11 protein-coding genes and 1 tRNA gene are annotated in these 12,277 nt (G+C 48.9%); 3 read left to right on the forward strand and 9 right to left on the reverse strand.

Features of this window, described 5'->3' with window-relative positions; all coding sequences use genetic code 11:
* Positions 1-87: 87 nt before the first annotated feature.
* Both BLS58_RS01140 and BLS58_RS01145 read right to left on the reverse strand, forming a co-directional pair.
* Positions 88-3,354 carry an efflux RND transporter permease subunit gene (locus BLS58_RS01140; RefSeq protein WP_090395712.1) on the reverse strand — a complete coding sequence of 1,089 codons (3,267 nt, stop codon included), beginning with the start codon at positions 3,352-3,354 and terminating at the stop codon, positions 88-90.
* Positions 3,355-3,391: 37 nt separating this feature from the next.
* Positions 3,392-3,841 carry a MarR family winged helix-turn-helix transcriptional regulator gene (locus BLS58_RS01145; RefSeq protein WP_090395713.1) on the reverse strand — a complete coding sequence of 150 codons (450 nt, stop codon included), beginning with the start codon at positions 3,839-3,841 and terminating at the stop codon, positions 3,392-3,394.
* A 335-nt stretch (positions 3,842-4,176) separates the two neighbouring features.
* On the opposite strand from BLS58_RS01145, the gene BLS58_RS01150 reads away from it, so the two are divergent.
* The 3 genes from BLS58_RS01150 (at position 4,177) to BLS58_RS01160 (ending at position 6,294) form a co-directional block, all read left to right on the forward strand.
* Positions 4,177-4,614, forward strand: a complete 438-nt coding sequence (locus tag BLS58_RS01150) for a MarR family winged helix-turn-helix transcriptional regulator (protein WP_090395714.1) — start codon at positions 4,177-4,179, stop codon at positions 4,612-4,614.
* A 95-nt stretch (positions 4,615-4,709) separates the two neighbouring features.
* Positions 4,710-5,117, forward strand: coding sequence for a transcriptional regulator Spx (gene spx / locus BLS58_RS01155; RefSeq protein ID WP_090395715.1), 408 nt, complete (start codon positions 4,710-4,712; stop codon positions 5,115-5,117).
* A gap of 154 nt (positions 5,118-5,271) precedes the next feature.
* The gene (locus tag BLS58_RS01160) at positions 5,272-6,294 is read left to right on the forward strand and encodes an LLM class flavin-dependent oxidoreductase (RefSeq protein WP_090395716.1); all 1,023 of its coding nucleotides are present in this window, start codon (positions 5,272-5,274) and stop codon (positions 6,292-6,294) included.
* A 169-nt stretch (positions 6,295-6,463) separates the two neighbouring features.
* Here the strand turns inward: BLS58_RS01160 and BLS58_RS01165 are convergent.
* The 7 genes from BLS58_RS01165 to lpdA all read right to left on the reverse strand — a co-directional run bounded on the left by BLS58_RS01165 (position 6,464) and on the right by lpdA (position 12,247).
* Positions 6,464-6,538 (reverse strand) — tRNA-Arg (locus BLS58_RS01165).
* 114 nt (positions 6,539-6,652) lie between these two features.
* Positions 6,653-7,012 (reverse strand): hypothetical protein, encoded by a 360-nt coding sequence (locus BLS58_RS01170; protein ID WP_090395717.1) that lies wholly within the window; start codon positions 7,010-7,012, stop codon positions 6,653-6,655.
* A gap of 57 nt (positions 7,013-7,069) precedes the next feature.
* On the reverse strand, positions 7,070-7,477 hold the full coding sequence (locus tag BLS58_RS01175; RefSeq protein WP_176764560.1) for a BrxA/BrxB family bacilliredoxin: 408 nt from the start codon (positions 7,475-7,477) through the stop codon (positions 7,070-7,072).
* A gap of 106 nt (positions 7,478-7,583) precedes the next feature.
* Positions 7,584-8,786 carry a dihydrolipoamide acetyltransferase family protein gene (locus BLS58_RS01180; RefSeq protein ID WP_090395926.1) on the reverse strand — a complete coding sequence of 401 codons (1,203 nt, stop codon included), beginning with the start codon at positions 8,784-8,786 and terminating at the stop codon, positions 7,584-7,586.
* A gap of 30 nt (positions 8,787-8,816) precedes the next feature.
* Entirely contained in the window at positions 8,817-9,800 is a 984-nt protein-coding gene (locus BLS58_RS01185) for an alpha-ketoacid dehydrogenase subunit beta (RefSeq protein WP_090395719.1), read from the reverse strand.
* A gap of 17 nt (positions 9,801-9,817) precedes the next feature.
* On the reverse strand, positions 9,818-10,810 hold the full coding sequence (locus BLS58_RS01190; protein ID WP_090395720.1) for a thiamine pyrophosphate-dependent dehydrogenase E1 component subunit alpha: 993 nt from the start codon (positions 10,808-10,810) through the stop codon (positions 9,818-9,820).
* A gap of 12 nt (positions 10,811-10,822) precedes the next feature.
* Positions 10,823-12,247 (reverse strand): dihydrolipoyl dehydrogenase, encoded by a 1,425-nt coding sequence (gene lpdA / locus BLS58_RS01195; RefSeq protein WP_090395721.1) that lies wholly within the window; start codon positions 12,245-12,247, stop codon positions 10,823-10,825.
* Between the last annotated feature and the right edge of the window lie 30 nt (positions 12,248-12,277).

Raw genomic sequence — 12,277 nt, forward strand, 5'->3', positions numbered from 1 at the left:
CAACCTTCCCTCCCTTTACCGTTTATTTTTCTCTTTTTCTCGCTGAGTATACAAAAACCGGCTGCGCTTGCAGCCGGTTCCTCGTCGTTATTTATCCCGCTTTCTGCGGCGAAGGATCTCTTCCAGTACATCCATGATTTCACCTTCGGATAAGTCCTTTTCATCCGTAGGATGCTCCTCCGAAGATTCGGGAGTGTCTTCACTTTTATCTTTTTGTTCTTCTATCTCCCCTTCATTCTTTTCTGGTTCAGCAGGCAAGTCTCTCGCATAGATAATGTCGCCTTCAGGGGTTAGATATTTTTTGTTCATATTGCGGATCTCGGGGTCCACGAAGCTGTAGATGACCGGGATGACAAAGAGCGTCAAGAAGGTGCTGCTGATTAAACCGCCGATGATGACAATCGCCATCGGTTGTTGGATTTCCGCACCTTCACCGATACCGAGAGAAAGCGGGGTGACCGCCAGAATCGTACTGATGGCCATGATTAAAATCGGACGGGTACGGTCTTTAACGGCGGTAATCAAAGCATCATAGGCCCTCATGCCCTGTGCTTTTCTCTGATTGGCATAATCGACGAGCACGATGGCATTGTTTAGGACGATACCGGTAAGGACAAGCATCCCGATCATGGCAACGATGCTCACGGGGGTTTGCGTTACCGTCAGTGCCAACATAACGCCAATGACAAAGAACGGAACCGTAAACATGATGACGAACGGATACTTGAAGGATTCAAATTGAGCGACCATGACGAGGTACACAAAGATAATCCCGAGCACAAAGGCAAGCACCATACTCTCAAGAGCGTCATCCAGCATCTCCTGGTCTCCGCCGACGACGTACTCGGCATCGTCATTAAGGTCATAATCGGCAACGACGTCTTCGACAAGCGGTGTTATATCCCCTAAATTATAGCCACTGCCATAGACGACATCAAATTCAACCGAAGGAACCATATCGGCACGTTCGATGGTCGCGGGCTCTTCCCCTTCTTCAATATCAGCCACATCGGAAAGGGGGATGTTTTCGCCATCTTCGTTCTGTATCGTCAGCGATTCAAAGTTCTCCACGCTTTCCGTCAGCTCATCTTCGCCACGAACATTCACTTCGTACAGATCTTCCTCATTCGATTGAATGGCGGTCGCCATTACACCCATCGTTTGTTCATTGACAGCCTCGGCAATTTGCCCCGGAACAAGGCCTTCTTCTCTGGCATCATCCTCGTTGATGTCCACCTGCAGTTCCGGTGCTGTCTCTTCCAAGCTGGTGTCAACCTGGTTAATTTCGGTTTCCTCTTCCAGTTCATCGACCAGATCATCGGCTGTTTCTTCCATACGTTCCCGATCCGGATCGTTGATCGAGAAGACAAAGGTGTTCGGGTCTCCCATCGCTGCCTGTGACATAACGTCAACGTCTATGTCAGCATCTGTATCGATATTCTCAAGGTCACTTTCCACCATTTCCGAGAATGCCATTGTATCCATATCCCGATCGTTCACCGGGACTAAATTAATCATGATCTCGGCAATATGGCTTTCTTCACTCATACCTTCATCCATGGCACTGGAGCCGATCGTGCTCATGTAATTTTCGATTTCGGGGTGATCGTCAATTTCTTCTTCGATATCGGCAACGGTTTCTTCCGTTTGCTCCAGTTGGGTGCCAAAGTCATGTTCAACTTCAACCATAAAGGAGCCTTCATCAGCTTCCGGCATAAATTCCAACCCGGCGGTTGTTAGTCCCAATATGCCAAGGACAAACAAAAGAGCTGTAATGGTGACGACAACGAATCGTCGTCTAAGCGCCCATTTTGCTACTCTCTCCACCCCGTTGATGAGGCGGGAATTTCTCTGCCGGTCTGCTTCCACGTTTTCCGATGGCACTTTTAACACACGACTGGCAATCATCGGTACGACGGTAAGCGCCACAACCAATGAAGCAAGGATACTAAAGGCTACAGCAAGGGCTAAGGGGGCAAACAGGTCTCCAACCAGTCCCGTAATAAACACGACGGGGAGGAAAACAGCGACCGTTGTCAGTGTTGATGCGGTGATGGCCGCCCCTACTTCTTTTGTACCTTCATAAGCTGCTTCTTTCGGCGGTTTTCGCATCGAGAGATGGCGGTAAATATTTTCGATCACGACAATGGAATTGTCCAGCAACATTCCGATACCGAGCGCGAGTCCCCCGAGCGTCAACATATTCAAACTCATACCCGCAAAGTAAAAGAGAGCAAAGGTGACGATGATCGAAAACGGCATGGAAACCCCTATGATCAAGGGGGTTTTTAAATTACGCAAGAAGGCAAAAAGAACAACCATCGCAAGAAGCCCGCCGGCGACCAACATCATGGCGACATTGTCAACGGCATCCTGGATAAATTCGCCTTCACTGTAAAGCGTAACGACCGATAAGTCCTCATAGGCATCCTCTTGCAGCAACGCTGCCAGTTCATCATTTAACGCCTGTTCCACCTGGGTCGTATTGGCATCGGACTCTTCCATGACACTGAACTGCATGGCCTCGTCCTGGTTCGCCCGTGTAATCGCATCCTCATCCTCTGTCGTGAAGGAAACATCGGATACGTCAGCAAGCGTGATTTCATCTCCGGTTTCCGGGTCCTGGGTAATCACGAGCTCTTCCAGATCTTCCTGGGACGTCAATTCACTTAATACACGCGTGGTAATATCACGGTCGTCATCCTCAACAACGCCACCGGGCACAGCAATATTATGGCCCTCGATAACGTCAACAATATCACTTTGCGTCATATTGGCGTCATTTAACTCGTCCTGGTCAATCTCCACATCATACAATTCCGTGAGGGAGCCTTCTTCCTCGACGTCTGCAACCCCATTGACGCGGGACAACTCCTGTTGCAGGTCCAGGGCGTCATCCTGGAAATCACTGATATCATCGCCGTTTCCTGAGACGGCAAGCATCATGCTAGGGAGCATGGAAGGATCAAATTCTATGAACGACGGTTGTCCGGCGTCATCCGGAAGGTCTGCCTGTGTAATAGTTGAGACAATATCCGTCTCAATCTCATCTATGACGGTGTCCTGACTGAATTCCATAATGATGATGGAGGAACCTTCAGCCGATTGTGAGGTCATATCCTCCAGGCCGGAAGTGGCCGCCAATTCCCCTTCCAGCTCTTCGGTGACATCACTGAGAACCTCTTCGGGACCGGCCCCTTCGTAACTTGTCGCCACTGCAGCCACAGGGGGGTCTACATCCGGAAAAAGATCGAGCGGTAGCCGGGTCAGGGATACCGCGCCGACGATTAGGAATAAGAGCATGATCACAATCGTAAATTTTGGTTTTCTGATCGAAAAATTGGATACTTTCACGTTTCAATCCTCCGTTTCTGGGTGTATGGGGGCTAATTTATTGATGTTCTTCTTCAACAATCATGCCTTGGAGTTTGCGTATAGTGTCGCGAATCTGTCGCAAGTCTTCGGTCTCTATTTTGGAAAAGTAATTCTGAACGATCATTTCTTCAACTTTTTTGTATTCCTGATGTAGCTTTTCGCCGTTTTCTCCCAGGGAAAGGTCTAATTCCCGGCGATTTTCCTGATTGATCGAACGCACGATAATATCCTGTTCTTCCAGTTTATTTAACGTTTGGCTGACGGCACTTCGAGAGATATCAAAATAGGAGGCGATATCTGACATGGTCACATTTTCATTAGAGAAAATATACATCAAAATTGACTCTTGCCTTTTCGTCAAACTGATGCTGTCAAAGGTCGGAATTTGTTGTTGCTCGATCAGCTTACGCTCAATTCGTTTCATCATATCTACGATTTCCTGAAAAATGAGTTGAGGCTCATGCATGCCAACACCCCTCCATTGTTATGTTTATTAAATATTTATGTGCTTAATTAATAAGCCATTAAACAGACAGTTTGAATACTACCATGTGTATCCACTTGCAGCAATGGTTTTTTTTATTAAGTTTGTGAAATGTTTATGAACTTGATTAAGTACTTCATTAGTGTATACGCATGAACCATGCATATGATTCAAAAAATATTTTAACGGATTTATGACATTACGCTTAAACCATTTACTTCTTTTTGGTAAGCTTTTATAATTCGTGTATAAATGTTTCGTATACGAAAAATTGGGATTAGAAATATCCTTCATCACTCTGCAGGAGGTTGCTGAAAGTGTGTCAAAATGACTATGAGAACATTCACCGAATCCTAGATTCTTTTCGCGAAATCAACCAAAGGCTTTATCAAATCACGAGGGAAGAAACAAACAAGCTAGACATCACATTTATGCAAACATTGGTGCTTAGACAATTGTATTTGCATCCGAATAGCACCCTTGGTGACATCGCAGACAATATGCATACCAGCAATAGTACCATGAGTGGGGTCGTTGAGCGGCTTGTAAAGGCGAACTATGTCATAAGGGAACACGCCCAATCGGATCGTCGTTCCCTGACGTTACGGCTGACAGAAGAAGGAGAACGCAAACAAAAAGAAGCTTACATGCAACTCATGGATCGGTTCTCGACCCAATTAAATGCTTATACCCCTGAGGAATTGAATCAGCTGATAAGTGCTCATCATCACCTCTTGAAACAATTACAACCTTAAACATGAGGGCGGTTAAAATGCTTTATTGCATCTTCCTCACGGCATGGGTCTTGAAGAGCGATTTGAGAAATCATTGCAGAAAGGAGAGCGTTTCATTGGTCACGCTACTGACAACAAAGAGCTCACCTTCTTGCCGACTAGCGAGAAGGTGGCTGGAAGAGAATCATATCCCTTTTACAGAAAGAAATATTTTTGCGGACCCCCTTTCCGTTGAAGAAGTGAAGGCGCTTATGCGTATGACGGAAAATGGCACGGATGAGGTTATATCCAAACGTTCCAAGGCTTTTCAGGAATTAGACGTTGACGTAAATGAGTTGTCTTTGCAACATTTGTTCACATTGGTCAGTCAACATCCAGGCCTATTGCGAAGACCGATTATTTTTGATGATAAACGTCTTCAGGTCGGCTATCATGAAGAGGACATGCGCCGATTCTTATCAAGACAAATTCGTTACTACCGCTTACAGGAAGCGCGAAAGAAGGAAGTGCTCGTCAATGATTAAATAAACAGAAAAGATCCCATCAGCATGTTCTATCTACGGAATAAAGCTAAAGAAAACTTGGCTTATCGCCAAGCCTGGCGAAAGCCTTAGTTGCACTTATGCAAGATAAGAAAGTTTTATACTTTCTTATCTGCTAAAGAAAGGCGAGATGTAAATGAATCATCATACTGAAAAGCTAAAACTGTCTATTCTTGACTTAGCAACGATTTATAACGGAGAGTCCGCATCGAAGACACTGCAAAATTCCGTAGAGCTTGCCCAGCTTGCCGATCACCTGGGCTATACGCGATATTGGTTTGCCGAACATCATAATACGAAATATCAAATGAGCACCTCTCCGGATTTGCTCGGCGCCCACGCAGCCTCTTTCACTCAAAACATTCGTATTGGATCCGGAGGCATTATGCTACCGAACCATAGCCCGTTAAAAGTGGCAGAAAATTTCTCGTTGTTGGAAGCACTGCATCCGAACCGCATTGATTTGGGAATCGGTCGGGCGCCTGGGACGGACGGCCTCACAGCTGTGGCCCTTCGACGTTCCCGTGAAGCGGTGACCGGTTATGATTTTCCGGAGCAGCTGGATGAACTGCTTTCTTATTTTAGCGGTCATTTTTCATCGGAGCATCCATTTAAAGACATCCGCCCCTCGGCCGAGCAACTGATTCCGGACCTTTATATGCTTGGGTCCAGTGATGGAGGGATGCGATTTGCTGCGGAAAATGGTCTTGGTTTTGTGTTTGCCGCCCATATAGCTCCACACTTGGCGATACAAATGCTAAATGCATATCGGGATCGGTTTAAGCCCTCATCTTTTTTACAAGAACCAAAGAGTGCTCTCGCCATAATCGTCATAACAGCCGATACGGAAGAAGAAGCCGAGTATCTTGCAGGTCCTGCGGAATTACAATGGGTCAGATGGGGCACCGGACAATTCGCACTCGCTCCTCCTACCCTTGAGGAAGCAGAGCATTATGTATATACAAATCAAGAAGAAAAAATTCGCCAGGAAAACAGAGGGCGCTTCGTCATCGGTAGCGCAGAAAACGTTGAACAAAAATTACGATCTCTCGCTGAAAAAGCCGGAGTGGATGAAATAATGATTTTGAACATGCTTACAGATAAAGAGACGAGGCACCGTTCTTTTGAATTATTGGCTGATGCGTTCGAATTAAAATAATGGTGCGATGAACACGGATGAATTATAGCATAAAGAAAACTTGGCTTATCGCCAAGCCTTTAAGGCGATAAGCCTTAGTTGCACTTATGCAGGATAAGAAAGTGGTTTATACTTTCTTACCCGCTAAAAAAAGCCCTCCGAATCAGGAGAGGCTTGTTTATTAGATAGTTGGCGCGCCTACCAGGATTCGAACCTAGAATACGAGAACCGGAATCTCGCGTGATATCCCTTTCACCATAGGCGCCATTAACAGACAACTTTCATTATATGAGGATTCGGCCAACATGTAAAGTAGGGGTCACTAATCAATGACCCGTACAGAAAGGAAAAGCCAGTCAATTGGGCTTTTCTCTTTTTTCTATTGTTGCTCTGGTTCTTCTTCCAGCATGGCGTGGAAACGTTCATTGATCTGTTCGTCGCTGTAACCCATGGACTGCAGACGTTTAGTGAAATTTTGTGCCCATAGTTTTGCCCGTTGACGCATGCGTTTATATTTTTTTGCTTCCTTGCCTTTGCGATGTTCCCGGTATCGGCTTTGTGAATTGGAGGAGAGAGACTCAACGACGAGCAAACCTTTCCAGATCTGTTCTTCTTCAAGATCCTGGCCATGTTCCTGGAGGTAATCCATCACCCTTTTATAGTAATCCTGAAAATCCTTAAAGTCGATCTCGCCTTCCATGTTTAATAAAACCTGTACTTCCCGATATAGTTCATCCATCCGTTTTGACACCTCTTATGTACGTTGTGAAAAGGATGAAGCCGCTAAAGGGCGGCTTCATGAACAGTGATTATCAAACGCGGCTTCCAGCTTCTGGACGACTTCGATAGGTTCGTGACCTTCGATCTCATGACGCTCGACCATCGTTTGAATCTTCCCGTCCTTCATGAGGGCAAACGAGGGTGAAGAAGGACCGTAACCTTCGAAATACTCGCGCGCGTGATCGGTGGCTTCCCGGTCCTGCCCCGCAAAAACGGTCACAAACCGATCGGGTTTTGTTTCATAATTTTGCATATAAGCAGCTGCGGGACGGGCAATTCCGCCGGCGCACCCACATACGGAATTTACCATGACAAGCGTGGTGCCTTCATCTTTAAATGTATGATCTACTTCTTCAGGCGTGCTTAAATGCTCATAACCCGCCTCGGTCATTTCGTCACGTGCCGACTGGACAACATCGTTCATGAAATATTCAAATTGCACCGCTATATCTCCTTTCCAAAAGAGGAAGTTTGTTCACCTTTATTGTAACGAGTGCATCGGCAAAACACAAATACATAAGCTTACGTTTTTATATTTCAAACGTCCCGCGATCAAAATTTTCCAGTTGTTCTTTCACGTAAGCAAGGAATCGCCCGCAAATGAGTCCGTCCAGCACGCGGTGATCGAGGGAGAGACAGAGATTGACCATATGGCGGATGGCAATCATGTCATCACCTTTCACGACGGGGCGTTTGACGATCGATTCCACGGAAAGAATCGCTGCCTGCGGAGGGTTAATAATCGGCATCGACTGTACTGAACCAAAGGAGCCGGTGTTATTGAGCGTAAATGTTCCTCCGCGCATATCATCACTCGTTAATGCTCCCTGTCTCGTTTTCTCGGCAAGGGCATGCAGACCGCGGGCCATGCCGCGCATATTTTTCTCATCCGCATTTGCAAGTACCGGGACATAAAGGGTTTCCTCCGTCGCAATCGCCATGGAGAGGTTAATCTCTTTTTTGCGGATAATGTGATCCCCTCGCCAGCTGGCATTCAGTTGCGGATACTTCCTGAGACCGGCTGTCACGGCCTGCATGAAGAAAGGCATGAATGTGAGCGGAATGCCTTCTTGTTCCTGAAAGGTCTCTTTCACTTGCTCACGATAGCGGACGATATCGGTGACATCCACTTCGACCATCGTCCAGGCATGGGGGATCTCTTGCATGCTTTTACTGAGGTTGGCCGCGATCGCTTTGCGGGCGCCGGTGACGGGAATCACCTCCTCGGAAGAACCTGCTTCCTGCACCGGGGTTGGCTCTGTTTGCGGTGCAGGTTCGGAAGCCGCCGCCGGCTTTTCGTCGGCAGCCATCACCTTCTCCACGTCTTTTCGTGTGATGCGCCCGCCTCTGCCCGTGCCTGTGATCGCCTCCAAATCGATATTGTGTTCCTGTGCCAGGGCGAGAACCGCCGGTGAATATCGTTTTTTCATGGACGGCTCCGCTTGTTTGGCCGGTTCTTGTTCCTGCTGCCCGCCCTCGTTCTGCGGCTGCTCATCAGCAGCGGAGGACTCTCCCTCTGCCTTGATATAAGCGATCAGATCCCCGACTTGCACGGTCGTATGTTCACTCGCGACGAGTTCTTCAATCGTACCCGTGTAGGAAGACGGAACCTCGGCATTGACTTTATCCGTATCCACCTCAGCGATGGGGTCATATTTTTTCACGTTATCCCCGGGTTTCACCAGCCATTGGGTAATCGTGCCTTCCGTTACGCTTTCACCCAACTGCGGCATGGTTATCTCTTTCGTCACCGACAGCACCTCCTAGAATTCGGCCAGTTCACGAATGGCTTTCTCAACTTTTTCCGTGTTCATCATGTAATGTTTTTCCAAAGGAGAAGCATAAGGCATCGCCGGTACATCCGGTGCAGCAAGCCGTTCGACAGGGGCATCTAGGTCGAACAAACAGTTTTCGGCAATCGTCGCGGCCGCTTCATTCAACACACTGCCTTCTTTATTGTCTTCGGTGACGAGCAAAATTTTGCCTGTGTGCCGGGCCGCCTCTACCACCGCTGCATGATCCAGCGGATAAACCGTGCGCAGATCAAGCACGTGCGTGGATATCCCTTCCGCTTCCAGTTTTTCTGCCGCTTCCAGGGCGAAATGAACACAGAGACCATACGTCATAACGGTCACATCCTCGCCTTCCCGCTTCACGTCTGCTGTTCCTATCGGCACCGTATAATCTTCCTCGGGAACCTCCCCCTTGATCAGGCGATAGGCCTTTTTATGCTCAAAGAACAACACGGGATCGGGATCGCGAATCGCTGCTTTTAACAGCCCTTTAACATCGTATGGCGTCGAAGGGATCACCACTTTCAATCCGGGTGTACTGGCAAAAAGCGCTTCCAAGGACTGGGAATGATAAAGCGCGCCATGGATCCCTCCACCGTAGGGCGCGCGAACCGTTATGGGTACATCCCAGTCGTTATTGGAACGATAACGGATTTTCGCGGCTTCCGAAATGATTTGATTCACGGCCGGAAGCATAAAATCGGCAAATTGCATTTCCGCAACGGGACGCAGGCCATACATGGCGGCTCCGATGCCAACCCCCGCAATCGCCGACTCCGCGAGTGGGGTGTCAAGCACCCGCAGTTCTCCGAATTGTTCATAGAGACCTTCCGTCGCGCGAAAGACACCGCCTTTGGCACCGACATCCTCCCCGAGAACGAAGACCCCGTCATCCCGTTCCATCTCCTCTTTTAAAGCTTGCGTAACAGCACTGATAAAATTGCTGGTCGCCATACATCTCCCTCCCTTCTTTATGAATGATAAACGTGATCCAACGTCGTTTCCGCTTCCGCATAAGCCGCCTCCTCCGCGGCTTCCGTTGCTTCATCGATCGTCTGCTGGATCGCGTCATGCATGTCTTTTTCCTCGGTATCAGTGAGCAACTCACGGGTCTTTAAATACTCGGTAAACGTAACGATGCCGTCTTTTTTCCTGGCATCATCGACTTCATCACGGCTTCGATACGAGCGGTCGTCGTCATCACTGGAATGTGGGGTTAACCGGTAGGACATCGTCTCGATGAGCGATGGCCCTGCCCCATCACGTCCGCGATCGGCCGCGTTTTTCACCGCTTCATAGACGGCGAGCGGGTCATTGCCGTCAATCGTCTCGCCATGCATCCCATAGCTGGAGGCACGATCGGACACACGCTCGCAGGCGATTTGCCGATCAACCGGCACAGAAATCGCGTAGTGATTGTTTTCACAGAAAAAGATGACCGGCAAGCGATGAACGCCCGCGAAATTGGCGGCTTCATGAAAGTCACCCTGGTTGGAAGACCCTTCGCCGAAAGACGTCAAACAGACAAAGTTTTCTTTTTTTATTTTTCCGGCCATCGCAAAACCGACCGCATGAGGGACTTGCGTCGTCACCGGGGAAGAACCGGTGACGATACGATGTTTTTTGCTGCCGAAGTGGCCGGGCATCTGCCGTCCGCCTGAATTGGGGTCTTCCGCGCGGGCAAAACCGGCCATCATTAAATCCTTCACCGTCATGCCGAAATGCAGCACCATGCCCATATCCCGGTAATAAGGGAGAAGGTAATCTTCATCCGGGCGAAGAGCGGTTACGGCACCCACTTGCGCGGCTTCATGCCCCTGACAGGAAATGACAAACGGAATTTTGCCCGCCCGGTTTAACAGCCACATGCGTTCATCGATTTTACGCGCGGTGAGCATCGTTTGCAGCATGCCCTGCAATTGTTGCCGTTCCAGTCCCAGCCTCTCATGTTTAGCTTCGCTCATCATTTGCCTCCTCTATATATGAATGGCCCGCTGATCGACATGCAGGGCCGCTTCCTTGAACACTTCCGATAAACTCGGATGGGGGTGAACCGTTTCCGCGACTTCCCAATCGGCTGCATCCAGCACCGTGGCGAGGGTTCCTTCCGCGATCAGTTCCGTAGCTTTCGCCCCGATGATATGAACGCCTAATAAATCATTAGTCTCCTGATCGGAAATAAATTTGCAGAAACCTTCCTTATCGCCATGGATAAGGGCTTTGCCAATCGCCTGAAACGGAAATGTCTCCGCTTTCACCTGATACCCCCGTTCTTTCGCTTCCGTCTCGCTTAATCCAATCGAAGCCACTTCCGGATGGCTGTAAGTGCACCTTGGCATTTGCCGCTCATTTAACGGGGCCGGCGACAACTCATTCATATGTTCGACCGCCGTGACGCCCTGGTGGGAAGCCACGTGGGCAAGTTCATATCCTTTCGTCACATCGCCGATCGCGTAAATATGATCCTCTTTCGTCTGTCCCCACGCATTGGTGACAATCTTACCGTCTTCGGTTTCGATGTCAGTGTTCTGGAGACCGATATCGGATACGTTCGCTTCCCGACCGATGGATACGAGTAAGCGCTCGGCCGTAACCCTCTGCGTTTCGGAATCGATCGTCACGGGGACTGACACCTGTTCAGGTTCGACGTTGAACTCATCGGCATGCACATCGGCATTTATAAAAATATGTGCGCCTCGTTTTTCCAGCTGTTTTTTCATCTCCCGGGAAATCGCCTCATCTTCGCCCGGCAGTATACTTTCCTGTGCTTCCAATACCGTCACCTCGACCCCGAAATCGATGAGCATAGACGCCCATTCCACCCCAATCACGCCACCGCCGATAATCACCATCGATGTCGGCAACGTCTCCATAAACAGGGCATCATCGGAGGTCATGACGTTTTCATGGGTGAAATCGACATGTTCAAGTTCCCTCGGCCGTGACCCGGTCGCGATGATGACGTGTTTGGGCAGGAGGACATCATTTTCCGAACCATCCGGGTTTTCGATGGAAACACTTCCGGCCCGCGGCGAAAAAATCGAAGGGCCTAAAAGTCGGGCGTGGCCTTCATACACTTTAATATTTTCATTGCGCAGCAATTGTTGCACGCCGCTGTGCAGTTGGTCGACGATTGCCTGCTTGCGGGTCTGCACCCTGGCAAAGTCAAGTTCAACTTCGGCAGTTTGCACGCCGAACTCATCTGCTCGCTTCACATCGCTGTAAACTTCTGCACTTCGCAACAATGTTTTACTCGGGATACACCCTTTGTGCAGGCAAGTCCCGCCGAGTTCTTCCTTTTCCACAATCGCCACCCGGTTACCGAGTTGAGCCGCGCGAATGGCAGCTACGTACCCGCCGGTGCCGGCCCCGATCACGACAAGATCATACTCATCAGCCATGGGTTTCCTCCTTTACCTTCTCTTTTAAGT

Origin of the sequence: Natribacillus halophilus (assembly GCF_900100185.1) — a bacterium.
Lineage (GTDB): Bacteria > Bacillota > Bacilli > Bacillales > Marinococcaceae > Natribacillus > Natribacillus halophilus.

Coding starts and splice junctions, on each gene's coding strand:
- BLS58_RS01145 (WP_090395713.1), bottom strand. CDS start 3,841: ATGCATGAGCCTCAACTCATTTTTCAGGAAATCGTAGATATGATGAAA.
- BLS58_RS01160 (WP_090395716.1), top strand. CDS start 5,272: ATGAATCATCATACTGAAAAGCTAAAACTGTCTATTCTTGACTTAGCA.
- BLS58_RS01170 (WP_090395717.1), bottom strand. CDS start 7,012: ATGGATGAACTATATCGGGAAGTACAGGTTTTATTAAACATGGAAGGC.
- BLS58_RS01175 (WP_176764560.1), bottom strand. CDS start 7,477: ATGAACGATGTTGTCCAGTCGGCACGTGACGAAATGACCGAGGCGGGT.
- BLS58_RS01180 (WP_090395926.1), bottom strand. CDS start 8,786: ATGCCGCAGTTGGGTGAAAGCGTAACGGAAGGCACGATTACCCAATGG.
- BLS58_RS01185 (WP_090395719.1), bottom strand. CDS start 9,800: ATGGCGACCAGCAATTTTATCAGTGCTGTTACGCAAGCTTTAAAAGAG.
- BLS58_RS01190 (WP_090395720.1), bottom strand. CDS start 10,810: ATGAGCGAAGCTAAACATGAGAGGCTGGGACTGGAACGGCAACAATTG.
- lpdA (WP_090395721.1), bottom strand. CDS start 12,247: ATGGCTGATGAGTATGATCTTGTCGTGATCGGGGCCGGCACCGGCGGG.